This window comes from Mycobacterium sp. 2YAF39, from assembly GCF_052114565.1.
Lineage (GTDB): Bacteria > Actinomycetota > Actinomycetes > Mycobacteriales > Mycobacteriaceae > Mycobacterium.
The window spans coordinates 814,641-840,336 of record NZ_JBFREZ010000001.1 but is presented as its reverse complement, the minus strand read 5'-3'; the positions used below and the strand labels follow the sequence as shown (position 1 = coordinate 840,336).

Below are 25,696 nucleotides of genomic sequence, written 5' to 3'. Positions count from 1 at the left end.
ACCACTCACGAATGCTGTGGTGCGCGCCGCCGCGACGACTGCACCACGGCGCCCACCCGTTCCACCAGAATCGCCATCTCGTAACCGATTTGGCCGATGTCACAGTTGCGCGCGGCGAGCGTCGCCAGATTCGAACCGTCGCCGACGCGCATCAACAGCAGGTAGCCGTTCTCCATCTCGACGACCGACTGCATGACGTAGCCGCCGTCGAACAGTTGCGCGGCACCCGTCGACAGACTGGCGAGCCCCGAGGAGACGGCGGCCAGCTGGTCGGCACGTTCAACTGGGATGTGCTCACTGGACGCCATCAAGAGGCCGTCGGCGGAAACCAGAACCGCGTGGGTGACTCCCGATACTTCGCGGGCGAACCTGGAGACCAGCCAGTCGAGCGAATCGCGCTGCGTCGATCGTGACGGGTAGGTCATTGGCTATCTGTTCCTCTGGTCTCTCTCGCGTGCGACCGGCCCGCGTGGACACCGCCGAAATGACTGCTCATACTCGCGCGGACGGCTTCGGGGTCGCGCTGCGGCGGGGTCTTCGCGTCCGGCTTCTCGGAGCCGAACTCAGCCGCCGATGCTACCTCGTCGCCGCTGCCGGTGCCTCGGTGAGCGCCGCCGCTGCCGTGGCGCCCGCCCTCGCTACCTGCGGTTTCAGCCGAACCGGGGACCAGCCGGACGCCGGGCTGGCGCATCGGAAGGCCTTCCTCGGTGTGCTGCTCGACAGGGGTGTCGTCGGCCGCTTCCGCTGCTGACCAACCGCTGTCCCACACCGATTCCCAGTTCAGATCCGTGCTGTTGGCCAGGTCGTTCGGATCGACCAGCCATTCGGAGAGCATCGACTGGTAAATGGCGTCGTCGGAGCCGGCTGTCACCGACCGTTCGGGCGCGACCTGCGGCTCCTGCGGTTCGACGGTTTCGGCGGGCACACCTGCCGCCTGCTGCCTGGCGGCGAAGAACCCGGACGTGTCGGCAGGCCGAGCGGCCTGCGCGGGCATGGAGTCTTCCGGCCAGTCATCGGCGGGCCACTCGTCGGCGGCCTGGTCCGGCTGCGGGGCGGCCGACGGCCCCAGAGATGCCGGGAGGTCGGATATCCCGCTGGCGCCGGGATCGCGTTGTGGCAGCAGTGCGATCGGCACGTCGGAGTGGCCGTTGCGGTACTGCGCCTCCGGCACTTCCTCGTAGTCGTCCCAGGTGTCCTCGCGGTCGTGTTCGGGCGCGCGATACACGGGTTCGCCGAACTGGTGATGCGCGTCCGCTCCGCCGAGCAGCTCAATGGGCACGTGGACGCCGGCCGTCGTGCCCGAATTCGGTTCGCCCGCAATCGTGCTGCGCAACCTGACCACCAGACCGTGGTGCGATGCGAGTCGTCCGACCACGAACAGCCCCATGTGCCGAGCGGTGTACGGGTCGACCTCACCGCCGGACTGCAGACGCGTGTTGGCCACCCGCAGGTCCGAATCGGTCATACCGATACCTATGTCGCTGACCTCGATGACGAGTCCGCCGTTGCCGGTGTGCACGGCGGACACCCGCACCTGTGACATCGGTGGCGAATTGCGCAGCGCGTTGTCGAGCAGCTCGGCCAGCAGATGGACAAGGTCGCCCGCGACGGAGCCCGCGACGTCGCTGTCGGGGACCGTGGCGGTGATGACGCGGGTGTAGTCCTCGACCTCCGAAGCCGCCGCGTTGATGATCGCCGAAACGGGCACCGGCTCAGCTTGATCGCGGGGCACCTTCGCGCCGGCGAGCACCAGCAGGTTGGCGCCGTTGCGCCGCATGCGGGCGGCGAGGTGGTCGAGACGGAACAGGCTCTCGAGCCGCTCGGGATCCTCCTCGTTGCGTTCGAGCCGGTCGATGAGCGACAGCTGCTGGTCGACCAGTGAACGACTGCGCCGCGACAGAGTCTCGAACATATCGCCGACCTGGAATTGCAGCCGCGACTGCTCGCCGGCCAGCAGTACCGCCTGCTCGTGCAGCTCGTCGACGGCGTGTGCGACCTGACCCACTTCGTCCGACGTGTGCACCGGAATGTGTTCGATCGGCCCGGGGTCGCCGCCTGCACGCACCTCTTCGATCTCGCGAGCCAGATCGTCATGGGCAACCCGCAGCGCACTGTCACGCAGTCGGCGAAGGGGCCGCACGAGCGAGCGCGCCACCACGACGACCACGATCAGCGCCAGCAGCATCGCACCACCGACGACCGCCGCGTCGCGGATGGCCGCGCTGCGTTGCGCGGCGGCCCGCTGATCCACCGTGGACGTCACCGACTCGGTGGTATCGGTGATGACCTTCCCGGCGATCTGGTCGGTGAGAGCCTCCGATGCCCGCAGGTCTGGGTTGTTGACCAGGACGGCTGCCGGATCCGACATGATCGCCAACCGCTTGACCATCTCGCCCTGCAGCCGCTGGGCTTCGGCCGAGCCGACGCCGAGTACCTGACTTATCCCGGACAGCGTCGAGGGCTCGGTACCGGCCAGCGCGATCATCCTGGTCCGCAGCTCAGGTTCGGGGAGTTCATCGCCGAGATTCACCAGCAGCTGCTGCATCGTCATCTGACCGCGTGCACCGACCGCGCGGGACAACCCGAGAGTCTCAGCGGTGATCCGCTCATCGTCGACTCGGACCGACCCGTTGATGGCGTCCTCGGCGGACAGCAGGATCGGCGCGTAGGTGGTGATGCGTTCGAACAGGGTAATGCTGTTGGACGTGACCTTGTCCATCAACGCCTGGCCGTCAGCGATCATGCTCGTGACGCCCTTGTTGACGTCGGCCGCGATTTCGGTGTCCGACAGCCTGCGCTGCAATTCCCGCTTGCTGGAGTCGAACTCGGTGAGCGCGGCCTGCGGATCGCCTCCGGTGGAACTCGCCAGCATCGCACCGTCGAGTGCGGCCATGTAATTCACGATCGCCGGCACCATTTCGGTGCGGTCGGCGGCGCGGCGCAAATCGGTGGCTTCGGTGACGCTGCTGTATATGCGCAATCCGCCGAACACGCCGGCGAGAACAAGTGGCACCAATACGATCGCGAGCACTTTCCAGCGAACCGGCCAATTGGACACCGACAGCCGGTGCGGGCGCTTGGGCGGCGGCGCCGCTTCGGGTTCGAAATTGTCAGGCGGACCGTCGAAGTGCGTGAAGACGCTCATCGGCGCTCGACCGTGTTCTCGTGATTCATAAGCTTCCTGCGAATTCGCCCGCATCCGCGAGCTGGCGTTGTGCGCCTGGCAATTGCACGAGTATGCCAGCCTTGCGCGGTCGACTCCACGGTTCTTACTGAACAGACAGAGTTCGCAAACCCAACGTCAAGTCGGTCGTGGGAGCCCGAGCAAACAACCGGTATACGACTGCCCGCTGGCCCGAAAGTGTGCGATCTAAACCCTTTGTGAAGATGCTAACAAGTGCTTGCACGAGCAAGCACCTACGCGAAGTATCGGGAGTGCACGAAGCCATCGAAGTAGGAGGGGACTAATGGCGGAGAACAACAACGGCGCGATCGAGGCCGTGAGGGGCATCGTTTCAGGTGCCATCGGATTCACCAAGCAGGTCATCGGTTTGATCTTGAGCCGCGACGATCTTCAGGAAGAGGGTCGCGCGCAGGTCGACAAGGCCTCCAATCAACTCGAGGCAGCCGGTAAAGAGGCTGAGGCCGAGAAGGCTCGCGCCAAGGCCAAGGTGCAGGAGACCCGCCAGAAGGCGGCTAGCAAGTCCTGACATTCGAACGGTCGAAGCACCCCCGACTCCTGGGAGTCGGGGGTGTTCCTCGTTCCGGCGGGTCGGGGAAGATAGCGAGTTGTGTTCAACGTGCTGTTCTTTTCGCCGCGCATCGCACCCAACACCGGTAATGCGATCCGGATGGTCGCCGCGACGGGTTGCGAATTGCATCTGGTCGAGCCGCTCGGGTTCGACTTGTCCGAACCCAAACTCCGTCGCGCCGGGCTGGACTATCACGACCTCGCGTCGGTCACCGTGCACCGCGACCTGACCGCGGCATGGGAGGCGTTGCAACCGCAGCGCGTGTACGCGTTCACCGCACATGCCAGCGCACGGTTCGACGCTGTCAGCTACGAAGCGGGCGATGTGGTGATGTTCGGCCCCGAACCCACCGGACTGGACGCCGCGACATTGGCAGACCCGCACATCACCGCGCAGTTGCGCATCCCGATGCTCGCCGGAAGGCGGTCACTGAACCTGTCGAACGCCGCCGCGGTCGTCGTCTACGAAGCGTGGCGCCAGCACGGATTCACGGGTGCCGTCTGATTCACCATGAATTCCAGTGCGCGAACTGTTCGGCGGGCAGCCGCTTGGCGCGACGGAAATCGGTGCCCTTGGTGTAGGCGATCGGGAACAGCCCACCCTGCCGGTACTGGTCGAACGGGATGCCGAGGACTTCTGCGGCCAGCTTCTCGCCCTTGCCGACGAGGTGCAGCGTCGTCCACGCCGAGCCGAGTCCGCGCGAGCGCAGCGCAAGCATGTAGCTCCACACCGCGGGAAGCAGTGACCCCCAGAACCCGGCGCTGCCCGCTACCGCCTCGTCGGGACTGCCCTGCAGGCACGGGACCATCATCACCGGCACCTCGTGGAAATGTTCTGCCAGGAACATCGCGGAGTTCATGACGGCTCCGACCTGGTCATCACGGATGTCGCCGTGCGTCGGCCGCTCCCGGTCGAGGTAGCGCGTCGCGTTGTGCTTGTAGATGTCGGCGAGGGCCTTCTTCTTCTCGGGGTCGTCGACGAACACCCACTGCCAACCCTGAGAGTTGGAACCCGTCGGCGCCTGGAGCGCCAAGTCCAGACATTCCAGCAGTACTTCGCGCGGTACCGGCTTCTCCAGGTCCAGCCTCTTGCGCACCGAGCGGGTGGTGGTCAGGACTTCATCGGCCGACAAGTTCAGGGTCACGTTTCGAGACTACATTCGCCGGTATGGCAGTCGAATTCACGCAAGAGGTGTCCAGCAGGCTTTCAGCCGATCATTCCGGGTGGTTGACCACTGTCGCCAAATCCGGCCAACCGGTTCCGAAGTTGGTGTGGTTCTACTTCGACGGCAAGGACGTGTTCGTCTACACCGAACCGGGCGCCGCCAAGGTCCGGCACATCAGGAACCATCCCCGCGTCAGCCTGAATCTGGATTCGGACGGCACCGGGTCGGGCGTCATCGTGGTCGGTGGTGAGGCAACCGTCGACGCCGAGAACGCGGATCCGTTGCAGGACGAGCGATATCACGCGAAGTACGGTGAGCTGGCAGCCAGCCTCGGCTTCACCGACGAATTCCTCGGCGCCTACAACCTGCGACTGAAGATCAACGTCGACAAGGTCTGGACCACCCCGACCGCCGACTGACTCGCTACCTGAAGTCGCGGGACTTCGACGCCACCCGCATATCGAGTTTGCCCATGCGGTCGGCGACGATGGTGACCGCGCCGGTGGCGTTCTGTACCTGGCCGCGGACCAACAGCGCCGACGCCGTCTGCGCCAGCTTGCGGTGCCGCGCCCAAACCCCACGCGAGCACATGACGTTGACCATCCCGGTCTCGTCCTCGAGGTTGACGAACGTGACGCCCTGCGCCGTCGCCGGCCGCTGACGGTGAGTCACCGCCCCGGCCACCAGCACCCGGGTCCCGTCAGGAACCTCCAGCAGCTTGTTGGCCGGAACGACGCCGAGCGCGTCGAGGTTCTCGCGCAGGAACTGAGTGGGATAGCTGTCGGACGAGACACCCGTCGCCCACACATCGGCGGCAGCCAACTCGAGTTCGGTCATGCCGGGCAGCGAGGGTATCTGCGATGACGACCCCACTCCGGGCAGCCGGTCAGGTCGTTGGGTGGCTGCCGCGCCTGCGGCCCACAGTCCTTCGCGTCGGCTGATCCCGAAGCAGCCGAGCGCTCCCGCGGTGGCCAGCGCCTCGGTCTGCGGAACGCTCAGCTGAATCCGCTGGGTGAGGTCCAGCAGAGAGGTGAACGGTCCGTTGGCTTTTCGTTCGTCGACGATGCGTTCGGCCAGATCGTCGCCGATGTGGCGGATGCTGCCGAGACCCAGTCGCACTTTGGTGCCCGCGTTCTCCAGCGTCGCGTGCGCGAGGCTGGCGTTGGTGTCCGGTCCGTGGACGGTGACCCCGTGCCTGCGGGCGTCGGCCACCAGCGACTGTGGCGAGTAGAAGCCCATCGGCTGCGCTCGCAGCAGCGCGGCGCAGAACGCCGCGGGGTGGTGCAGCTTGAACCACGACGAGTAGAACACCAGCGATGCAAATGACAGCGAATGACTTTCCGGGAAACCGAAATTGGCGAACGCCTCCAGCTTTTCGTAGATCCGCTCGGCCACCTCCCCCGTGACGCCGTGCCGTTCCCGCATGCCGTCGAAGAACCTGCCCCGCAATCGCTGCATACGTTCGGTGGAGCGTTTGGATCCCATGGCGCGGCGCAACTGGTCGGCCTCGGCGGCGGAGAACCCCGCGCAGTCCACCGCCAGCTGCATGAGCTGTTCCTGAAACAGTGGCACACCCAAGGTCTTTCGCAGGGCGGTTTCCATCGACGGGTGATCGTAGGTGACGGCCTCTTCCCCGTTGCGTCGTTTGATGTAGGGATGCACCGACCCGCCCTGGATCGGGCCCGGGCGGATCAGCGCGACCTCGACCACCAGGTCGTAGAACACCCGCGGCTTCAGCCGCGGCAGGGTGGCCATCTGCGCACGGGACTCCACCTGGAACACCCCGACGGAGTCGGCGCGCTGCAACATCTCGTACACCGCGGGTTCGGACAGGTCCAGCTTGGCCAGGTCGACGTCCAGGCCCTTGTGCTCGCGCACCAGGTCGATGACGTAGTGCAAAGCCGAAAGCATGCCGAGGCCCAGCATGTCGAACTTCACCAAACCGATTGCCGCGCAGTCGTCTTTGTCCCACTGCAGCACGCTGCGGTTCTCCATCCGCGCCCACTCCACCGGGCAGACATCGGCGATGGGGCGGTCGCAGATCACCATGCCGCCGGAGTGGATGCCCATGTGCCGCGGCAGATTGGAGATCTGCTGCGCCAGGTCGATCACCGGTTCGGGAATGTCCTCGACGTGAGGCGACTCGGCCAGATTTCCCCACTGGCCGAGCTGCTTGCTCCAGGCGTCCTGCTGGCCTTGAGAGAACCCCAGCGCGCGGGCCATGTCGCGGACAGCGCTGCGGCCCCGGTACGTGATGACGTTGGCCACCTGGGCGGCGTAGTCCCTGCCGTAGCGGTTGTAGACGTACTGGATCGCGTTCTCCCGCAGATCCGATTCGATGTCGATGTCGATGTCGGGAGGTCCGTCTCGCGCCGGAGACAGGAACCGCTCGAATAGCAACTCGTTGGCGACCGGGTCGACATTGGTGACTCCGAGGGCGTAACAGACGGCTGAGTTGGCCGCCGAGCCTCTGCCCTGGGCCAGGATGTTGTTGTCCTTGCAGAACCGGGTGATGTCGTGGACAACCAGGAAGTAGCCCGGAAATGTCAGCTGCTCAATGATTTTCAGTTCATGCTCGATCTGGGAGTATGCCCCCGGCGCACGCTCCGGAGAGCCGTACCGGTGGCGTGCGCCTTCCATGACCAAATGCCTCAGCCAGCTGTCTTCGGTGTGGCCGTCGGGGACATCGAAGGGCGGCAACTGCGGAGCGATCAGGGCCAGCCCGAACGCGCACTGCTCGCCGAGGTCGGCTGCCGCCTCGACGATCTCGGGGCGATGCGCGAAATACCGCGCCATCTCCGCCCCCGACCGCAGGTGCGAACCCCCCAGCGGGGCAAGGTAACCGGCAGCCTCGTCCATCGAGTGCCGAGCCCGGATCGCACCCATGGCCATGGCCAGCCTGCCGCGGGACGGTTCGGCGAAGTGAGCCGCGGTGGTGGCGACGACTCCGAGACCGAACCTGGGTGCCAGTTCGGCCAGGACCTCGTTGCGCTCGTCGTCGCAGGGATGCCCGTGATGGGTGAGCTCGATGCTGACCCGGTCGCGGCCGAACCGGTCCACCAGGTCGGCAAGCGCCTTGGTCGCCGCCTCCGGCCCACCCGACGAAAGCGCCTGGCGGACATGTCCTTTGCGGCATCCGGTCAGGATGTGCCAGTGTCCGGCCGCGGCCTCGGTCAACGCGTCGTAGTCGTAGTGCAGCTTGCCCTTCTCACCGCCGGCCAGATGCGCCTTCGCGAGCTCGCGCGACAGCCGCCGGTATCCCTCCGGACCGCGGGCGAGCACCAGCAGATGCGGCCCCGGCGGGTCGGGGTCCTCGGTCCGGTCGCCCCCACCCAGCGACAGTTCGGCGCCGAACACCGTCGAAATGTCCAGTTCCCTGGCGGCCTCGGCGAAGCGCACCACGCCATAGAGGCCGTCGTGATCGGTCAGCGCGATGGCGCGCAGGTCGAGACGGACAGCCTCCTCGACGAGTTCCTCCGGCGTGCTGGCACCGTCGAGGAAGCTGTACGCCGAGTGCGTGTGCAGTTCCGCATACGGCACTGCTGAGGCGGGCCGATCGATGCCCTCCGCCTGGTAGGCCCCACGCTTTCGCGACCACGCCGGACTGTCGCCGCCGTCGCCGATCTGCTCGTCGATAGGCCAGCCGGCATGGCGCGGTTTGCCGTTGAGCACCCGCTCCATTTCCGTCCAGCTCGGCGGCCCCGTATGCCAGCCCACCATCACAGTGTATCGAACACATGTTCTAACAGCATCTCGGCGGAGGATGATCCGGCAGCGATGATTTCTGCGCGGGGATCCGGTCTACACAGGGAGCACACCGGAAGAGGAGGCCCGCATGACGTCCGCCCTGCCCCCAGTCGTCGACCAAGACGCCTGGCGCACCGCACTCGATGACCTACGCAAGCGGGAGAAGGCCGCGACGCGTGAACTGGACGCGATTGCCGCGCAGCGCCGTCGCCTGCCCATGGTCGAGATGCCCGACTACACGTTGATCGGCGAGGACGGCCCCGTCCGTCTGGTCGACGTGTTCGACGGCAAATCGCAGCTGATCGTCTACAACCACATGTGGTTCGACAACGAGGAGTGGCAGTGCCCCGGCTGCACCGGCCTCACGTCGAGCTGGACCCGACTGGAGTTCCTCGGCTACTTCGACGCCCGCATGGTGATCGTCACCAACGGGCCGATCGACGACGCGCTCGCCTACAAGGCCAAGGTCGGCAACACGATGGTCTGGTATTCATCGTCGGAGAGCTCCTTCGGCGCCGACGTCGACGCGGGCCCCGGCGAGGGATTCGCGGTCAACGTGTTTCTTCGCGACGGCGGCAAGGTCTACCGGACCTGGCACACCGACGGCCGCGGGACCGAGCAACTCACCCATACGTTCCCGCTGATCGACCTGCTGCCGTGGGGCCGCCAGGAAGACTGGCAGGACTCCCCCGAAGGCTGGCCGTCCGGCCCGGCCTGGTCACATTGGCCCGATACACCGGAGATCGCAAAGGCCTACGGAAAGGGCGCCGAATGACCGGCACAAGCGAGGAGCGCTACGTCGTGACGAGGACCATCGCCGCCGACCCCGCGAAGATCTTCGCGGTGCTCGCCGACCCGACCCGCCATAAGGACACCGAACCCGGCGACTGGGTCCGCGACGCGAAGGACACCGAACCCATCACGGCCAGCGGCCAGATGTTCGCGGTCAACATGTTTCTCGAGCAAGCCGGTGGCCACTACGTAATACACAATCTGGTCACCGAGTTCGAGCGCGACAAGACCATCGCGTGGCTGCCGGGCCAGCTGACCGACGACGGCGAACACAGCCCCGGCGGTTGGTGGTGGCGATACGACTTGGCTCCCAGCGCTTCCGGTACCGAAGTCACTATGACCTACGACTGGAGTGACACCGAACAGCAATTCCGCGACACCGTCGGGGTTCCCGTGTTCGGGCAGGATTTCATCGAGGCGTCGCTTGCATCATTGGAACGCGCCGTCCACTGATTCCATCCACTGGATCGTTACGGGTCCGGATCGCCGCGCAGGAATTCTGCAGGGTGATGCGCATGGTTGATATCCGGGGGCCGGGTGCCGTCGGTCCATGACAGCCGTCCACTGTCGGTGACGGTCGTCTGCCATCGCCCCTTGGTCACGGCCGCGTGATCGGGTCCGCAGGCGAAGAACAGCATGTCGGCGTCGGTCTTACCGCCGGCAGCCCAATCCACGGCGTGGTGCACCTCGCAGTGATAGCCGGGCTCGACGCAATTCGGCCTTGTACATCCGCCGTCGCGGGCATAACAGATGACGCGCTGATCGGCGGTGGCCACACGTTTCTGGCGGCCCAGGTAGATCGGGCGCTCGCCGTGATCGTCGAACACCGCCAGATAGTGGATGCCGCCGGCGGCCATCCGGATCAGGTCGCGCATCGGCAACGCGGTGTTGCCGCCGGTGCGCGCCGGCGAGGGCATCGGCACGCCGGGATCATTCACGGCGTGGGCGGCCTGGTTGAGCTCGGCAAGGGTGGTGCGCGCGATTACCGTGACGGCGTGCCCACGATGTGCGCCCAGCTCGCCGGACGCGATGCCGGCCTTGAGTCCGAGTTTGATGCCGTCATGGCAGCGTTGCGACGGGCTGCGGTCATCGGGTGCCTCGGCGATGCTGCCGTCTGGCAGATGGCGACCCGGGCGCACCGCGGCTGTAGCGGCCTCGACATAGCAGCGGGTTTCGGGGTCGATCCAGCCTGACAGCTGCGACATCCCGTCGGGACCCTGTGGTCCCAGCACCATGCCTCGCCGACGGGCGCGGTCGGCTTCGTCGAAATTGCCATCAGGATTGAAGATCTCCGCTATGTGGCGTCCGGCCGCCTTGACGATCTCGGCGTCATTCTTGACCGCTTCCCGGACCAGGCTCCGTTCCACCTCCACCCGATCGTCGGCCGACGCACACGATGGCAACCTGCCCATCGCGCCGGTGATCGCACGCAGGTGGTCCTCCCCTACGACACCCTCCGCAACGGCGTCGGCGACCAGTGGCAACTCCGGTGGCAGTTGCGGGCCGGAGAGCTGACGGCGCGGCCGGATGCGCTTGGCCACCTTCATGCGGCGCTTGATCTCGCTAGGCGGAATCCGCAGCCGCGCCCAGAGGCTGTCGATCAGCGCGCCCACCAATCCCGTCTCATCGGGCGGGTCGGCGATCTGACCGAACACCCGGTACATCAGCCCCCGGTTGGTGCGCTCCTGCGTCTCGAGGCGCTCGGCCATCTCCACCCGGAACAGACTGCCCACATCGTCAGACGACAACTCACGCATCTGGGCGTACGCGCCATCGACCTGATCCAGCAGCGCGCGCAACCTCTCGCGTGCCACCGCTCCGGTGATGAATTCGCCCATACCACAACGCTAACGACACCCACCGCCACAACCGGCCATTCCCGAACGCAGACCAACAAAGCCTGTGGATGAACACGCGATTGTGGATAATTGAGACGACTTGTCGGTGCGCCCTGCTAGCGACTCTCGCCATCGCTCACGGCAGATCCGCATCGTCGAACTGATCACGCGGAACGACCACCATCGGGACCTCCAGCACCCGCAGCATCTTCGCGGCCGTCGAACCGAGGAACAGACGCCTTGGCGCGCTGAGCCGACTCGATCCCACCATGATCAGATCACCGTCGTGCCACGCAAGCTTACTGACCGCCTCCTCGACCGTACGGCCGTCGACAACCGTCGATTCCACCGGAAAGCCTTCGGGGAGATTGCTTTTCGCCGTATCCAGAGTGTGCTTGGCGTGTGCGAGCGCACGTTCACGAACAGCTTCGTCGTCCCCACGGAGCGTGCCGAAGATCGGGTCCAGCGCAACCAGCGACGCCAGCCGCAGCGGAGTTCCGGCCGCGCTGCTGAACCGCACGGCGGTGTCGAGTAGCAGATCCGCGCCAACACGCTCGCCGATTGCGCATGTCACCTCGCGGACACGGTCGATCGACGATTCGCGGGTACCTCGCGGAGCCACGGCGACAGGCACGGGCGCCGAGTGAAGGAGTTCGTTGACGACCGAGCCCAACGAATAGCTGCCTGCAATGCCACCACCCGAGCCGCCGACGACGATGAGGTCGGCCTGCACGCGTGCCGCCTCTTTGATCAGCCCATCGGCGTACGAGTCGTCGAAGCTGACGTGCGTGCCCGCCGTGATGTCGGCGGGTATCGACGAACGCGCCTCAGCGAGCCAGTGCTCAGCCTGCTCGGCGAGGTGCTCGTCGTATCCGATCGGCACAAGCGAGGGCACCGCACGATCCGGCGGCAAGATGATGCTCACCCCGAGTTCGGCATCGAGCGTGCGGGCCAGCCGCACGCCCAGCGCCAATGCGTCGGCGCCGCCCGATGTTGCCAGGTATCCAACGATCAGCTTCATAGCTGGGATCCTGTCAACGCCCGGCCGCGGTTACCCGCGGTTTGAGACAAATTGCTCAGGCGCTGTATTCGGCGGCGCCGTCTTCGAGCACCAGGCGCGTGTCCGATCCGTCGGGACCGGAGGCCTCGGTGCGGAACACCGCATGCCCCGGTTCGGTCCGCCAGATCGACGTCGTCAGCGTCTCGCCGGGAAAGACCGGCGACGTGAACCGGGCTGCGACGGCGCTGACTTTCGTCGCGTCGCCCTCGCCGAGTTCCGCGACCAGCGCTCGACCCGCGACGCCGTAGGAGCACAGACCGTGCAGAATCGGCTTCGGGAAGCCGGCCAGTTCGCGCGCGAACCACGGATCGCTGTGCAGCGGATTGCGGTCGCCGGAGAGCCGGTAGATCAGCGCCTGATCCTCGCGGGTGGGCAGGGCAATCTTCGAATCCGGTTCGCGGTCAGGGATTTCCGGCGCGGACGGCCGTTGGCCCGGCTCGCCACCGAACCCGCCTTCACCGCGGATGACCGCTGTCGTATGTGTTTCGGCGATCACCTCGCCGGAGTCCGGATCGGTGCCCGTCGCCTTGAGCATGACGATCGCGTTCTTGCCCTCACCCTTGTCCTGGATGTCGGCGACCTCGGCGACGACGCTCAGCTTGCCCGCCGGGGGCAGCGGCTTGAACAGCCGGATCCCCTGCGAACCGTGCAGCAGCATGGCGAAGTTGAAGCTGCCGATCATGGCGGCCGCCGCGAACGGCAGACACGCGATGACCGCGTAGGTGGGCAACACCTGTTGCGGGGTGTCGTGACTGTTCTCTGTGGTGAATGCCAGATCGTCGAGTCCCGCGCCGACGCCGAGCGCATAGAGCATCGTGTCGCGGTCAGTCCATGTGAAAAGCTGCGGCTCCGTCTTCGCACCTACGGAATTCGGGTCGAGCGGCATCGAGACTCCCTTCGCTGATGTGTCGGACGATACACAGCATTGACCTTTCTCCCGCCAGGGGTGACCATGGCTCGCATGCGCTATGTCGTTACCGGCGGTACCGGGTTTATTGGCCGACGCGTGGTGTCACAGATTCTGGCGAGCCGCGAGGACGCCGAGGTGTGGGTCCTGGTCCGCCGCGAGTCGCTCGAGCGGTTCGAGCGCCTGGCCACCGACGGCGATCGCCCGTGGGGTGAACGAGCGAAACCGCTGGTCGGTGACCTCACCGCAGCCGACCTGGGGCTGACCGACGACGCCGTCGCCGAACTCGGCACCGTCGACCACATCGTGCATTGCGCGGCCATATACGACATCACCGTTGCCGAGGCGGACCAGCGCGCGGCCAATGTCGACGGCACCCGCGCGGTCATCGACCTGGCCCGCCGTCTCGACGTGACCCTGCACCACGTGTCCTCCATCGCCGTGGCCGGCACCTATCGCGGCGAGTTCACCGAGGATGACTTCGATGTCGCGCAGGACCTGCCGACGCCGTATCACCAGACGAAGTTCGAAGCCGAACTGCTGGTCCGTTCGGCGCATGGCCTGCGGTACCGGATCTACCGCCCTGCGGTCGTCGTCGGCGATTCGCGCACCGGCGAGATGGACAAGGTCGACGGCCCCTACTACTTCTTCGGCGTGCTGGCCAAGCTGGCGCGACTGCCCGGTATGACGCCGATGGTGCTACCCGACACCGGGCGCACCAACATCGTTCCGGTCGACTTCGTGGCTGACGCCTTGGTCCATCTCATGCACGAGCCCGACCGCGACTGGCAGACGTTCCACCTCACCGCACCGAAAACGATTGGGCTTCGGGGGATCTACCGCGGGGTAACCAAGGCCGCAGGTTTGCCGCCGCTGCTCGGCTCGCTGCCGCGCAGTGCCGCAACACCGATCGTGCGGGCCACCGGGCGTGCCAAGATCCTGCGCAACATGGCGGCCACTCAACTGGGCGTTCCCGCCGAAGTCCTCGACGTCGTCGACCTGTTCCCCACGTTCACGACCGACAACGCCGACGATGCACTGCGCGGCACCGGCATCACCGTGCCCGAGTTCGCCACGTACGCACCGAAACTATGGCGCTACTGGGCCGAGCACTTGGACCCCGATCGCGCACGCCGCGACGACTCCGCCGGACCCTTGGTGCGCAAGCACGTCATCATCACCGGTGCGTCAAGCGGGATCGGGCGCGCGTCGGCAGTGGCGGTCGCCGAACGCGGTGCGACGGTATTCGCGTTGGCACGCAACGCCGAAGCGCTCGATGAATTGATCGCCGAGATTCGTGAGGCAGGCGGGCAGGCGCATGCGTTCACATGCGACGTCACCGACTCGACGTCCGTCGAGACCACCATCAAAGACATCCTCGGCCAGTTCGGGCATGTCGACTATCTGGTGAACAACGCAGGGCGGTCGATCCGTCGCTCCGTGTCGGCGTCGACGGACCGCCTGCACGACTACGAGCGCGTGATGGCGGTCAACTACTTCGGATCCGTGCGGATGGTTCTGGCCCTGTTGCCGCACTGGCGGGAACGGAAGTTCGGCCACGTCGTCAACGTGTCCAGCGCCGGGGTGCAGGCAAGCAGCCCGAAGTACAGCGCATACGTCCCGAGCAAGGCAGCCTTGGATGCGTTCGCCGAAGTCGTTGGCAGCGAGACTCTTTCCGATCACATCACCTTCACGAGCATCCACATGCCCCTGGTGAAGACGCCGATGATCGCGCCGTCGCGGCGCCTGAACCCGATGCCGCCCATCACCGCCGAACACGCCGCGGCGATGGTGGTGCGCGGGCTTGTCGACAAGCCGTTGCGGATCGACACACCGGTTGGAACGTTGGCCGACGTCGGCATGTACTTCACCCCCAAGCTGTCGCGGCGCGTCCTGCACCAGATATATCTGGGCTATCCGGATTCGGCGGCCGCCCGCGGGGTCGAGCCGTCCGAGGCTCCTGGACAAGCGGCGCCGGAGCGCAGGCCGAAGCGACCCGCGCGCGCCACGGTGTCACGGGTGCGCGTCCCGCGTGCGGTGGCCCGACCGGCCAAGCGCGCGCTGCGCCTGGTGCCCGGAGTCCACTGGTGAGCGGGTTGGTCCTATCGTTGGCGGTGTGACGCTACCTGTATTCGTCGACGTCGACACCGGCGTCGACGACGCGATGGCGTTGATCTATCTATTCGCCAGCGACGACGCTGACGTCGTCGGAATCGCCTCGACAGCGGGAAATGTTCCCGCACAACAGGTCTGCAGGAACAACCTGGGACTGCTGGAGCTCTGCGGATTGGACATCCCGGTATCCAAGGGCTCCGATCAACCGCTCACCGAACCGTTGCGCACCGCCGAGGACACTCACGGACCCGAGGGCATGGGGTACGCCAGGTTGCCTGCAACCGATCGTGAGCTCACCGCGCACGACGCCGCCGACGCGTGGATCCGCGCGGCGCACGAACATCCCGGCGAGTTGGTGGCGATAGCCGTCGGCCCGTTGACCAACCTGGCGCTGGCCCTGCGGAAAGAACCGGCGCTGCCGAAGTTGCTTCGTCGGCTTGTCATCATGGGCGGCGCCTTCGACTACCGCGGCAACACCACACCGGTCGCCGAGTGGAACATCAGCGTGGACCCGGAGGCCGCCGCCGAGGTCTTCGGCGTGTGGGGAGCGGCGTGGGGACTCGACACTCCATCACATCTCCCGATTGTGCTCGGCCTGAACCTGACCGAGAACATCGCGATGACGCCCACGCTGCTGAGCCGGCTCGCGACGGTGGCGGCCTCGTCGTCGATTCCGATGAGCGTCCTGGACGACCGCGGCACGAGGTCGGTCGCATCCAATCCGCTGATCGCGGTGCTCGAAGACGCGATGCGGTTCTACTTCGAGTTTCACTTCGACCAGAACGAGGGCTACCTGGCGCATCTTCACGACCCGCTCGCCGCCGCGGTGGTGCTCGATCCCGACCTGGTCAGCTACCGGCCCGTCGCCGTCGACGTCGAACTGACCGGCACGTTGACGCGGGGCATGACGATCGCGGACTGGAGCAACCGGTGGGGCCGGGAACCCAACGCGCTCATCGGAGTTGGCGTCGACCCGGAGGCGTTCTTCGACCGGTTCATCGCACGGGTCGGCGCGTTCGCCAAGCGTCTGAGTTACTCGTAAATCCCCTCGATGTACCACCTCCCCTGCCGGTAGCACAGCAGTAAGGCCCGCTTATCACGGCCGTCGAGCAGCACCTGTGCCCGAGCCGTACGACCAGACTTCGGAAGCCCGGGATCCCACCACCGCTCATCGACCGGCCAGGGCCCGGCCCACCAGGTGAGGCGGGAGTCGTTGGAGCCCGGTGCGACCAGACGCGACGGGTCCGCGGAGAACAGTCCCCTGCCGGTCACCCGCACCGGATTTCCGCCGACATCGAACAGTTCGACCGGATCGTCGAGCAGCACAGTCGGCGACGGCTCGGGAAGTTGACCCGGCCAGGGCTGAGCAGGATCGGCGCGCGCCACCTGCTCGTCACCTAGCGGTGTGAAGGTGATGCGTTCGGCGGGTCCGCGACCACCGCTGAGCATCGGCACCTGCACCGCCTCGGGTCCGAGCAGACCCTGGACGCGCAACAGCGCCCGGCGGGCCCGCAGCCGGTCCTCCTCTCCGATGCCGCCCCACAACGGCAGCTGCAGCGCCTCGGCCGAAATCAGTTCCACCGGACGCAGCCGGATCACGGTGACCGGCGCGGTGGGCCGATCGCCCTGATTGCGCCTGTTCAGCCAGCCGTCCAGTTGCCAGCGCACCCGGTCGGCGGTGGCATCCTCTGTCAGCGGTTCCGCACAGCGCCAAACCCGTTCCAGCTCTTCCCCGTTGGCGGTGATGGCGTGGATGGCCAGGCGGGTGCATCCCACACCGGACGCCTCCAGGCTGCGGTGCAGGGCGCCTGCCAGCGAGCGACCGGCGAACGCAGCGGCATCCACCCGTTCGATCGGCGGGTCACAGTCCATGACCGCGTCGAGCTCCTGCTCGGGTTCACGCCCCGACGGACCTCGGGCGGGCTCGCCACGGGCGAACCGGTGTGCGGCCACCGCATCGGCGCCGAACCGCGACGCCACATCGCTGCGAGACAAATCCGCGAACTGCCCGATGTTGCGGATTCCCATGCGCCACAGCAGGTCTGCCAGGTCCTGTCGTCCGGGTTCGGCCAGACTGGGTTCGGCGGCCAGCTGCCGGATGGACAGCACCGACAGGAACAGTGCGTCCCCGCCGGACTCGACGATCCGTCCCGCTCGCGCGGCGAAGACCGCGGTGGGTAGTTGATCGGCGATGCCGACCTGACATTCGGCTCCGGCTGTGGCGACCGCGTCGACCAGCCGCTCGGCGGCGGCCTGTTCGGATCCGAAGTAGCGGGCCGCCCCGCGCACCGGCAGCACCAGCAGGCCGGGCCGCAGGACCTCGGCGCGCGGCACCAGGTCGTCCACCGCGACCGTCACGTCCTCGAAGTGGCGGGCATCGCGCGCCGGATCAGCGGTGACGACGTGCAGATCCGGACACCTTGCCTGCGATTCCCTGCGGCGCAACCCTCGTCGCACACCCGACGAACGCGCCGACGCCGAACAGGCGATGACCCGGTTGGCCAACGTCACCGCGACCGGGGCCGTAGGTGTCAGACCTGCCGCTGCTGCCGCGGCGACCGCGGGCCAGTCCATGCACCAGATGGCCAATACGCGAGACGACTGGGGCGACACAGCAGCCGGCTCACTGCGCAACCGTTGCCGGCCCGGTCCGGCCGCTGACGACTCGGCCACTGACGGAGTAGGTCAGCTGCACCTTGCCGATACGACCGAACCCCGGGCGAGCGCGTCCGGTGATCTCATAGCCGCAGACCCTGGCATCCAACCGGGCGGACGCACCCTGCCAGTCACCGTCGGTGACCAGCAGGGTGCAGCCCTTCTGCCGCGCACGGGCAACGACCGCCCGTGCGCGGGTGGCGGGCACCGAACGCCCACCCAGCCCGAGCACCACCATGTCCATGCCGTCCATCAGGACCGCGGCCACCTCGACCGGATCGCTTCCTGGGTTGGGAATGACCGCGATCCTGCTCAGATCCGCTCCCATTTCCACCGCGGCAAGAAGACCCGCATCGGGTTGGCCGACGATCGCGGCATGTCCACCCTCCGCCGTCACCGCCGCCACCATGCTCAACGACAGCGACCGGGCACCCGACAACACCGCCACCGTCCCGCGTGGCAACGGCGCGGGCAAGATGTCGCCAAGGGTTTCGGGCAGCGGCAGCAAACTTTCCTGGTCCGATAACCGATCGACGGCCGGTGCCGCCCCACGACGCCCGCCGCCCACTTTTCCGGACACTGCCGCCATCTTGCGGCGCAGGTGTTCTAGCTGTTCAGCGCGGTCTGGGCGGCGCTGATCCAGGCTCAAGGCAGCTGTCACAACAGCACCTCCCGCATCACCAGAATCATCCTATTTTCGAATGTATGTTCGATACGCCGAGTAAACACCTGCCCACCGACAACCGTCAAGCGGATCAGGACCTCGTCGGAGTGCCATCACTCGATGGTGACATTGACAAATGTCATCAGTCGGTGTTGTACTTCGGCGATGCTCAACGGAGAGCCCGCATTGCCCGAGCGTGGTTCGCTGCGCTCGCGCAGCGCGGCATCGATCAGCGGCGTAACCCTGCGGCAGATCAGCGCCGTGCTTCCGCCGGATCAGGCATGGGGCATATGGCTTTCGCGCCAGATCGTGGCCCGCATCATGGACACCTTCGGACCATCGCTGATCGGTACACACGTGCAACGCGTCGACACCAGGACATCCGGCGGCCGTCGCGTCATCGGGGAATGGGTTTACGGCCCGGGCGTTTCGCGTGGACGAACTGATACTGCGATCTACTTCGTCCACGGCAGCGGGTTCGTCCTCTGCTCACCACGCACCCACCGCCGCCTGACGTCCTGGCTTTCCCATCTGACGGGTCTGCCGGTTTTTTCCGTCGACTACCGACTCGCCCCCAAGCACCGATTCCCCACCGCGGCAGACGATGTCCGCACCGGATGGGACTGGCTGACACACGAGGGCGGCGTGGCACCGCAGCGCACCGTCATCGCAGGGGATTCCGCGGGTGGACATTTGGCCGTCGACCTGTTGTTGCAGCCCGATGCAGTCCATCCCGCGGCACTCACGTTGCTCTCCCCCGTTCTGGATCTGACGTTATCGCTGGCCCGCACCCGTGAACGGCTTCGTCGCGACCCGGCCATCCGCTCAGCGGACGCCGTCCGCCTGATCGAGTTGTATTGCGCGGGGATCGATTCGACGCATCCCCGACTGAAGCTCGACGTCGCAGTTGGCCGTGCCATGCCCCCGACGCTGATTCAGGCCGGCGGGGCCGAGATGCTGGCCGCCGACGCCATCGCCCTTGCCGAGCACATCCGCACCGCGGGCGGAATCTGCGAACTCGAGGTGTGGCCGGATCAGGTGCACGTCTTCCAGGCACTTCCACGATTGACGCCAGAAGCGCGACCGGCGATGCGCCGGATCGCATCGTTCATCTCACAGGCGTTGCAGGACAACACCATCGACCAGGCAGCGGGGTGACGGGCATGGGCCTGTTCGGATCGTCGAAGAAACGCAGCCGTGACGCAGCTGCGGTCATCACCGGGGCGGGCAGCGGCATCGGCGCGGCATTCGCGATGGAACTCGCCAAGCGAGGCGGCCGCGTGGTGTGCAGCGACATCGACGAGCACGCTGCCCGCACAACCGCCGACGCGATCGAAGCCGACGGCGGCGATGCGCTGGCATTGCGCTGCGACGTCTCGCAGATCGACGATGTCACGGCGCTGGCCAAGGAGGCCCAGTCCTGGTTCGGCGGCCCACCCACCGTGGTGATCAACAACGCCGGCGTCGGCGCAGGCGGCCTGCCCATCGGGGACATGAGCCTCGACGACTGGCAATGGGTCCTCGACATCAACCTCTGGGGACCGATCCACGGCTGTCATGTGTTCGCGCCCATCCTGCGCGAAGCCGGCTACGGCGGAATCGTCAACGTCGCATCGGCCGCGGCATTCGGTGCGGCGCCGGGCATGGCCGCCTACAACGTCAGCAAGGCGGGCACGCTGTCGCTGTCGGAGACCCTGGCGGCCGAACTGTACGGCACCGGCGTCAACGTCACGGTGCTGTGCCCGACATTCGTCAAGACGAACATCGTCGACGCGGGCCGGATCTCCGAGCGGTCAACGCAACTGGCCGACCGGCTGATGCGGTGGACCGGCTTCTCCCCCGAGCGGGTTGCCCGCACATGCCTGGACACCCTCGACCGCGGCGGCCTCTATTGCATGCCGCAGCCCGACGCCCGGATCGGCTGGGGCATCAAACGTTTCACCCCGACGGTGTACACCCGCGCCGTCGGCCTCACCACGCGTGTCACCACCTAGGAGGTTCGCAATGGCCATCGACATGGACGTCATGCTGGCGAAGATCAAGGATCGCCAGTGGGCACTGGCAGATATCGACTGGGACGCACCGGGTGCGGAGATGATCACCGACGAACAACGGCCCAAGCTGAAGGCCTTCATGGCCGACCTCTGCTGGATCGAGAACATCGGTGCCCGCGGTTTCGCGGCGCTGGCCAAGAAGGCTCCGACACCGACGATCGCCGAGATCTACCGGTACTTCCACGCCGAGGAGCAGCGTCACGCCAATGCCGAACTCGCGCTGATGCAACGCTGGGGCATGCTCGAGGAAGGTGAAGTCCCCGAGCCCAATGTCAACATCCGGCTGGCCATCGACTGGCTGGACCGCTGGGCGGACGATATGCCGCTGTCCCTGCTCGGCACGGTCATTCCGATGCTCGAGGTCGCTCTCGACGGCGCACTGCTGAAATTCCTGCTCGACGAGGTGGCCGACCCCGTGTGCCATCAGGTGTTCGAGAAGATCAACAACGACGAATCACGACACCTGGTAGTCGATTTCGAAGTTCTCGACATGATCGGACACGCCAAGATTCGGCGGCTGCTGATCGACTTCGTCGGCCACAACGCGACTCCGGGTCTCATCATCGGCGCGATCATGGGCGCACCGCTGATCAACCGGATCCGCAACGAGATCACCGCGATGGGCATGGAGCCTGAGCGCCTGTACCGAGCGGTGAAGCGGTTCAAGGAACTCGGCGATCGCGGCCAACACACCCACCGGGTACCGACGTACCTGTTCCTGCGGCGCTACGCCGGGGTAGTGACCAACCCGCGCCACCCCTACCATCTGCTGGCCAACTCCATGGTCTGGATCTCCGACCGGTATCCGCGGCCACTGCTGCCTTCGGTGCCGAGTTGGGTCAAAGAGGTCACCCACGAGCCGGCAGCCTGACGGGAACATGAACATGGACACCCCCATCCACGACACCCTCATCGTCGGCGCCGGCTTCACCGGAATCGGTACGGCGATCAAGCTCACCGAGGCGGGCGTCGACGACTTCGTCATCCTCGAGCGCGGCGACCGCGTGGGCGGCACCTGGCGGGACAACACGTACCCCGGTGCGGCCTGCGATGTTCCGTCGCTGTTGTACTCGTACTCGTTCGTCAAGAACTCGTCGTGGTCTCGGGCCTACTCTCCGGCCGGAGAGATCCGCCACCACATCGAGGACATGGCCGACGAGTTCGACATCACGCGCCGGATCCAGTTCGGCGTCGAGGTCAACGGTCTCGAGTTCGACGAGACGGCCGGTGTCTGGACAGTTAAAACCGAGGGCCGCAACCTCTTCCGCGCCCGCACCGTCGTGCTGGCATCCGGGCCGTTGCCCGACCACAAGCTGCCCGACATCCGCGGCCTGGACACCTACCAGGGCCACACCATCCACAGCGCCCGATGGGATCACGACTACGACTTCTCCGGTAAACGCGTCGCGGTCATCGGCACCGGCGCAAGTGCCGTGCAGATCGTGCCCGAGTTGGTCAAGCAGGCCGAGTTCGTCAAGGTGTTCCAGCGCACCCCGGGCTGGATGCTGCCACGACTCGACATCGCCACCCCCGCCGCGGCGAAGCTGTTGTTCGCCAAAGTGCCTGCCGTTCAAGAACTTGCGCGCCAAGCGCTGTTCTGGGGCCACGAGATCACCGCGACGGCGCTGGTCTGGGACACCCCGTTGACGGGTCTGGTCGCCCGGTTGGGCAAGGCCCACCTGCGCAGGCAGGTCAAAGATCCGTGGCTGCGACGCCAGCTGACACCGGACTTCACCCCGGGCTGCAAGCGGATGCTCATCTCCAGCGACTACTACCCTGCGCTGCAGCAGGACAACTGCAAACTCATCGACTGGCCGATCGCCACGGTCAGCCCGGTGGGCATCCGTACCAGCGACGGTATCGAGCACCATCTGGACTGCATCGTCTTCGCCACCGGTTACGACGTGCATCTGACCGGACCGCCCTACGAGGTCACCGGCATCGGCGGCCGCTCACTGTCACAGGAGTGGACCAAGGGGGCGCAGGCGTACAAGAGCATCAACGCCCACGGCTATCCCAACCTGTTCTTCATGACGGGGCCCAACTCCGGACCAGGGCACAACTCGCTGCTGGTCTACGTCGAGGGTCAACTCGACTACGCAATCAGCGGTATCACCACCATCCTGACCGAGAACCTGAAGTATCTGGATGTGCGCGAAGACGTTCAAGCGCGCTACAACGAGCACATCCAGAAGCGTCTCACCAAGACGACGTGGATGTCGGGATGCAGCAGCTGGTATCTGACGGCCGACGGCTTCAACGCCTCGATGTACCCGGGGTTCGCCACGCAGTATCTTCGTCAGATGCGGGACTTCCGGTTCGGAGACTATGTTGCCGTGGAGCACGGCGCGCGCACCGGCAGCGGTGCCCTCTCGAGCGCATGACCGATTCGCCCGACAGGCCGGCGCGCCAGCAGGCGGGCGCGATCTCGGCGATCCTCAAGGGTGTGCGGCGGGCACCTCGACGTGTGCGGCGCGGGTCTCGCGACGTCATCGAGACCGCGGTGTCGCAGTTGTTCGACGCCGCCGTGCATCCGCACGGGGTGGAGGCATCCGGTGAGTACCGTCTCGAGGAGCTGGCGCGGCTGGGCAACACCACCATCCGCAATATTCGGGTGTACCGCGATAGGGGGCTCCTGCACCCGCCGCTGCGGGTGGGCCGGATAGCGCTGTTCAATGACACCCATCTGACCCGCCTTCGGCTGATCACCTCGATGCTCGATCGGGGCTACAACATCGCCCATGTCCACGAAATGTTGTCAGCGTGGGAAGAGGGCAAGAATCTCGGCGACATGCTGGGCCTCGAGTCGGCGATCGCGGGCAGCTGGGCGACGGAGAAGCCTGAGCGGATGAGTATCGCCGACGCCAGGCGGCTCGTCGACGACGATCCGGGGTTCGACCGCATGGTCGGACAGGGGGTGATCAAGCTCGAGGACGGCGAGGCGATCGTCGTGCGGCCGAAGCTGATCGAGGCGTTCAACGAGATCCGTCAGTACGGTGTTTCCACCGATAAGCTCATCGACCTGCACGAACAGATCTCGCCGCTGGTCGATCAGATCAGCGGCCTACTGGTGCAGGCCGGCATCGAAGAGGTTCTGCACCGCGTCAACCCGGGCGCCGCGTTGCCACCGGACACCGAAGTAGCCGAACTGATCACGATGCTCGTGCGGTTTCGCACCCAGGCCGTATCGGCGGTGTCAGCCACGTTGGCGTTCTCGATCGAATCGACCATCGAGACAACCGTCGGTCAGATCCTCGGCGAACTCATCGAGAAGGCGCCGGACCCCGACGCCCCGTGATCACTCCCACTCGATGGTGCCCGGCGGCTTGCTGGTGACATCCAGCACCACGCGGTTCACCTCGCGAACTTCGTTGGTGATCCGTGTGGAGATGCGTTCCAGCACCTCGTAGGGCACGCGCGTCCAGTCGGCGGTCATCGCATCCTCGCTGGACACCGGTCGCAGCACGATGGGGTGACCATAGGTACGCCCGTCGCCCTGCACCCCCACCGAACGGACTCCGGCCAGCAGTACCACCGGGCACTGCCAGATCTGGTTGTCCAGGCCGGCCGCAGTCAGTTCCTCCCGCGCGATCGTGTCGGCACGCCGCAACGTGTCCAGCCGCTGCGCGGTCACCTCGCCGACAATGCGGATACCCAGGCCCGGACCCGGGAAGGGCTGGCGCGCAACGATCTCCTCAGGCAGACCGAGTTCGCGGCCCACCGCACGCACCTCGTCCTTGAACAGCAACCGGAGCGGTTCGACCAGTTTGAACTTCAGGTCGTCGGGCAGTCCGCCGACGTTGTGATGGCTCTTGATGTTGGCGGTTCCCGATCCGCCGCCGGACTCCACCACGTCGGGATACAGCGTGCCCTGCACCAGGAAGTCGACCTCAGAACCGCTGTCCCCCACGATATCTCGGACCGCACCTTCGAACGCGCGGATGAACTGCCTGCCGATGATCTTGCGCTTGCCCTCGGGGTCGGTCACCCCGGACAGCGCCTCCAGAAATCGGTCGGCGACGTCCACGGTGACAAGATTGGCGCCGGTGGCGGCGACGAAATCACGTTGTACCTGCGCCCGTTCACCGGCCCTCAGCAGACCATGGTCGACGAATACGCACGTCAGCCGGTCACCGATGGCCCGCTGCACCAGCGCGGCGGCCACCGCGGAGTCCACGCCGCCAGACAGACCGCAGATCGCTCGTCCGTCGCCGATCTGGTCGCGAACCTGTTCGACGAGCGCGTCGGCGATGTTCGCAGGCGTCCATGCCGAGTCGATACCGGCGAATTCGTGCAGGAATCGGTTGAGTATCTGCTGGCCGTGCGGGGTGTGCATCACCTCGGGGTGGTATTGCACACCGGCCAGCCCCTTGGCCCGATTCTCGAACGCCGCGACGGGTGCACCGGAACTGGTGGCGACCACGTCGAACCCCTCGGGCGCGGCGGTGACCGCGTCACCATGACTCATCCACACCGGCTGCGTGGTGGGCAGATCGGAATGAAGCTCTCCCCCAGTCACTTTCAGCTCGGTGCGGCCATACTCGCTGGTGCCGGTGCGGGCGACTGTCCCACCGAGCGCCTGCGCCATCGCCTGAAAGCCGTAGCAGATGCCGAACACCGGCACGCCCAGGTCGAAGACCCCGGCGTTCAGCTGCGGCGCACCGTCTTCGTACACACTCGCGGGGCCGCCGGACAACACGATGGCCTGCGGATCGCGCGCCTTGATCTCCTCGACGGTGGCGGTGTGCGGAATCACCTCAGAAAACACCCGCGCTTCACGGACGCGCCGGGCGATCAGCTGCGCGTACTGCGCGCCGAAGTCGACCACCAAGACGGGACGGGGAGAAGCTGTTGTCACCCGGACAGTCTAGTCAGCGGCGCCACGCACCGACCCGATGGCGAGGTATGCCCGCGGACGTTTTTGGGAATGGTGAACTGGAGGCGCGA

22 protein-coding genes are annotated in these 25,696 nt (G+C 66.3%); 12 read left to right on the top strand and 10 right to left on the bottom strand.

Going from position 1 to position 25,696, the window contains the following annotated elements; genetic code table 11:
• Positions 1-5 precede the first annotated feature (5 nt).
• Positions 6-425 (bottom strand): roadblock/LC7 domain-containing protein, encoded by a 420-nt coding sequence (locus AB4Z42_RS04220; RefSeq protein WP_442007837.1) that lies wholly within the window; start codon positions 423-425, stop codon positions 6-8.
• Complete coding sequence (locus tag AB4Z42_RS04215) at positions 422-3,145, bottom strand: HAMP domain-containing sensor histidine kinase (protein ID WP_442007836.1); 2,724 nt, start codon at positions 3,143-3,145, stop codon at positions 422-424. Before AB4Z42_RS04215 ends, AB4Z42_RS04220 begins: the two co-directional genes overlap by 4 nt.
• A 322-nt stretch (positions 3,146-3,467) precedes the next feature.
• Between AB4Z42_RS04215 and mbp1 the strand changes: the two genes are divergently transcribed.
• Positions 3,468-3,710 (top strand): microaggregate-binding protein 1, encoded by a 243-nt coding sequence (gene mbp1, locus AB4Z42_RS04210; protein WP_442007835.1) that lies wholly within the window; start codon positions 3,468-3,470, stop codon positions 3,708-3,710.
• 81 nt (positions 3,711-3,791) lie between these two features.
• Complete coding sequence (locus AB4Z42_RS04205; RefSeq protein WP_442007834.1) at positions 3,792-4,256, top strand: tRNA (cytidine(34)-2'-O)-methyltransferase; 465 nt, start codon at positions 3,792-3,794, stop codon at positions 4,254-4,256.
• A 1-nt stretch (position 4,257) separates the two neighbouring features.
• On the opposite strand, the gene AB4Z42_RS04200 is transcribed toward AB4Z42_RS04205, so the two are convergent.
• Complete coding sequence (locus AB4Z42_RS04200) at positions 4,258-4,896, bottom strand: nitroreductase family protein (RefSeq protein ID WP_442007833.1); 639 nt, start codon at positions 4,894-4,896, stop codon at positions 4,258-4,260.
• A gap of 23 nt (positions 4,897-4,919) precedes the next feature.
• On the opposite strand from AB4Z42_RS04200, the gene AB4Z42_RS04195 reads away from it, so the two are divergent.
• Positions 4,920-5,336, top strand: a complete 417-nt coding sequence (locus AB4Z42_RS04195; RefSeq protein WP_442007832.1) for a TIGR03667 family PPOX class F420-dependent oxidoreductase — start codon at positions 4,920-4,922, stop codon at positions 5,334-5,336.
• Between the two features lie 4 nt (positions 5,337-5,340).
• Here AB4Z42_RS04195 and AB4Z42_RS04190 read toward each other — a convergent pair whose 3' ends face one another.
• Positions 5,341-8,634 (bottom strand): error-prone DNA polymerase, encoded by a 3,294-nt coding sequence (locus AB4Z42_RS04190; RefSeq protein ID WP_442007831.1) that lies wholly within the window; start codon positions 8,632-8,634, stop codon positions 5,341-5,343.
• 118 nt (positions 8,635-8,752) lie between these two features.
• On the opposite strand from AB4Z42_RS04190, the gene AB4Z42_RS04185 reads away from it, so the two are divergent.
• Positions 8,753-9,439, top strand: coding sequence for a DUF899 domain-containing protein (locus AB4Z42_RS04185; RefSeq protein ID WP_442007830.1), 687 nt, complete (start codon positions 8,753-8,755; stop codon positions 9,437-9,439).
• The gene (locus AB4Z42_RS04180; RefSeq protein WP_442007829.1) at positions 9,436-9,909 is read left to right on the top strand and encodes an ATPase; all 474 of its coding nucleotides are present in this window, start codon (positions 9,436-9,438) and stop codon (positions 9,907-9,909) included. The genes AB4Z42_RS04185 and AB4Z42_RS04180 overlap by 4 nt, the downstream gene beginning before the upstream one ends.
• A 17-nt stretch (positions 9,910-9,926) precedes the next feature.
• On the opposite strand, the gene AB4Z42_RS04175 is transcribed toward AB4Z42_RS04180, so the two are convergent.
• The 3 genes from AB4Z42_RS04175 to AB4Z42_RS04165 all read right to left on the bottom strand — a co-directional run bounded on the left by AB4Z42_RS04175 (position 9,927) and on the right by AB4Z42_RS04165 (position 13,240).
• Positions 9,927-11,294, bottom strand: coding sequence for a 13E12 repeat family protein (locus AB4Z42_RS04175; RefSeq protein ID WP_442007828.1), 1,368 nt, complete (start codon positions 11,292-11,294; stop codon positions 9,927-9,929).
• A 136-nt stretch (positions 11,295-11,430) separates the two neighbouring features.
• Positions 11,431-12,315 carry a universal stress protein gene (locus AB4Z42_RS04170; protein ID WP_442007827.1) on the bottom strand — a complete coding sequence of 295 codons (885 nt, stop codon included), beginning with the start codon at positions 12,313-12,315 and terminating at the stop codon, positions 11,431-11,433.
• A 55-nt stretch (positions 12,316-12,370) separates the two neighbouring features.
• On the bottom strand, positions 12,371-13,240 hold the full coding sequence (locus tag AB4Z42_RS04165; RefSeq protein WP_442007826.1) for a MaoC/PaaZ C-terminal domain-containing protein: 870 nt from the start codon (positions 13,238-13,240) through the stop codon (positions 12,371-12,373).
• 75 nt (positions 13,241-13,315) lie between these two features.
• On the opposite strand from AB4Z42_RS04165, the gene AB4Z42_RS04160 reads away from it, so the two are divergent.
• Positions 13,316-15,352 carry an SDR family oxidoreductase gene (locus AB4Z42_RS04160; protein ID WP_442007825.1) on the top strand — a complete coding sequence of 679 codons (2,037 nt, stop codon included), beginning with the start codon at positions 13,316-13,318 and terminating at the stop codon, positions 15,350-15,352.
• 25 nt (positions 15,353-15,377) lie between these two features.
• A complete protein-coding gene (locus AB4Z42_RS04155; protein ID WP_442007824.1) occupies positions 15,378-16,418 on the top strand; it encodes a nucleoside hydrolase in 1,041 nt (346 codons plus the stop codon).
• Here the strand turns inward: AB4Z42_RS04155 and AB4Z42_RS04150 are convergent.
• The gene (locus AB4Z42_RS04150) at positions 16,409-17,950 is read right to left on the bottom strand and encodes a DNA polymerase Y family protein (RefSeq protein WP_442007823.1); all 1,542 of its coding nucleotides are present in this window, start codon (positions 17,948-17,950) and stop codon (positions 16,409-16,411) included. The genes AB4Z42_RS04155 and AB4Z42_RS04150 overlap by 10 nt on opposite strands.
• A gap of 49 nt (positions 17,951-17,999) precedes the next feature.
• Entirely contained in the window at positions 18,000-18,692 is a 693-nt protein-coding gene (locus tag AB4Z42_RS04145) for a hypothetical protein (RefSeq protein ID WP_442007822.1), read from the bottom strand.
• A 168-nt stretch (positions 18,693-18,860) separates the two neighbouring features.
• Here AB4Z42_RS04145 and AB4Z42_RS04140 point away from each other — a divergent pair, with 168 nt between their 5' ends.
• From AB4Z42_RS04140 to AB4Z42_RS04120, 5 genes are read left to right on the top strand one after another with little or no spacing between them, the layout of a single operon-like run.
• Entirely contained in the window at positions 18,861-19,853 is a 993-nt protein-coding gene (locus AB4Z42_RS04140) for an alpha/beta hydrolase (protein ID WP_442007821.1), read from the top strand.
• Between the two features lie 5 nt (positions 19,854-19,858).
• On the top strand, positions 19,859-20,689 hold the full coding sequence (locus AB4Z42_RS04135; RefSeq protein ID WP_442007820.1) for an SDR family NAD(P)-dependent oxidoreductase: 831 nt from the start codon (positions 19,859-19,861) through the stop codon (positions 20,687-20,689).
• 10 nt (positions 20,690-20,699) lie between these two features.
• A complete protein-coding gene (locus AB4Z42_RS04130) occupies positions 20,700-21,620 on the top strand; it encodes a ferritin-like domain-containing protein (protein ID WP_442007819.1) in 921 nt (306 codons plus the stop codon).
• Positions 21,621-21,633: 13 nt separating this feature from the next.
• Positions 21,634-23,133 carry a flavin-containing monooxygenase gene (locus tag AB4Z42_RS04125; RefSeq protein WP_442007818.1) on the top strand — a complete coding sequence of 500 codons (1,500 nt, stop codon included), beginning with the start codon at positions 21,634-21,636 and terminating at the stop codon, positions 23,131-23,133.
• Positions 23,130-24,047: a MerR family transcriptional regulator gene (locus AB4Z42_RS04120; RefSeq protein WP_442007817.1), complete on the top strand. Its 918-nt coding sequence runs from the start codon at positions 23,130-23,132 to the stop codon at positions 24,045-24,047. The genes AB4Z42_RS04125 and AB4Z42_RS04120 overlap by 4 nt, the downstream gene beginning before the upstream one ends.
• Here the strand turns inward: AB4Z42_RS04120 and guaA are convergent, their stop codons facing one another.
• The gene (guaA, locus tag AB4Z42_RS04115) at positions 24,048-25,607 is read right to left on the bottom strand and encodes a glutamine-hydrolyzing GMP synthase (protein ID WP_442007816.1); all 1,560 of its coding nucleotides are present in this window, start codon (positions 25,605-25,607) and stop codon (positions 24,048-24,050) included. It abuts the gene before it with no gap.
• Positions 25,608-25,696 lie beyond the last annotated feature (89 nt).

Bases quoted from the DNA above. Each gene is read 5' to 3' on its own strand.
- AB4Z42_RS04220 (WP_442007837.1), bottom strand. From the start codon at position 425: ATGACCTACCCGTCACGATCGACGCAGCGCGATTCGCTCGACTGGCTG.
- AB4Z42_RS04215 (WP_442007836.1), bottom strand. From the start codon at position 3,145: ATGAGCGTCTTCACGCACTTCGACGGTCCGCCTGACAATTTCGAACCC.
- mbp1 (WP_442007835.1), top strand. From the start codon at position 3,468: ATGGCGGAGAACAACAACGGCGCGATCGAGGCCGTGAGGGGCATCGTT.
- AB4Z42_RS04195 (WP_442007832.1), top strand. From the start codon at position 4,920: ATGGCAGTCGAATTCACGCAAGAGGTGTCCAGCAGGCTTTCAGCCGAT.
- AB4Z42_RS04185 (WP_442007830.1), top strand. From the start codon at position 8,753: ATGACGTCCGCCCTGCCCCCAGTCGTCGACCAAGACGCCTGGCGCACC.
- AB4Z42_RS04180 (WP_442007829.1), top strand. From the start codon at position 9,436: ATGACCGGCACAAGCGAGGAGCGCTACGTCGTGACGAGGACCATCGCC.
- AB4Z42_RS04175 (WP_442007828.1), bottom strand. From the start codon at position 11,294: ATGGGCGAATTCATCACCGGAGCGGTGGCACGCGAGAGGTTGCGCGCG.
- AB4Z42_RS04170 (WP_442007827.1), bottom strand. From the start codon at position 12,315: ATGAAGCTGATCGTTGGATACCTGGCAACATCGGGCGGCGCCGACGCA.
- AB4Z42_RS04165 (WP_442007826.1), bottom strand. From the start codon at position 13,240: ATGCCGCTCGACCCGAATTCCGTAGGTGCGAAGACGGAGCCGCAGCTT.
- AB4Z42_RS04160 (WP_442007825.1), top strand. From the start codon at position 13,316: ATGCGCTATGTCGTTACCGGCGGTACCGGGTTTATTGGCCGACGCGTG.
- AB4Z42_RS04150 (WP_442007823.1), bottom strand. From the start codon at position 17,950: ATGGACTGGCCCGCGGTCGCCGCGGCAGCAGCGGCAGGTCTGACACCT.
- AB4Z42_RS04140 (WP_442007821.1), top strand. From the start codon at position 18,861: ATGCTCAACGGAGAGCCCGCATTGCCCGAGCGTGGTTCGCTGCGCTCG.
- AB4Z42_RS04135 (WP_442007820.1), top strand. From the start codon at position 19,859: ATGGGCCTGTTCGGATCGTCGAAGAAACGCAGCCGTGACGCAGCTGCG.
- AB4Z42_RS04130 (WP_442007819.1), top strand. From the start codon at position 20,700: ATGGCCATCGACATGGACGTCATGCTGGCGAAGATCAAGGATCGCCAG.
- AB4Z42_RS04125 (WP_442007818.1), top strand. From the start codon at position 21,634: ATGGACACCCCCATCCACGACACCCTCATCGTCGGCGCCGGCTTCACC.
- AB4Z42_RS04120 (WP_442007817.1), top strand. From the start codon at position 23,130: ATGACCGATTCGCCCGACAGGCCGGCGCGCCAGCAGGCGGGCGCGATC.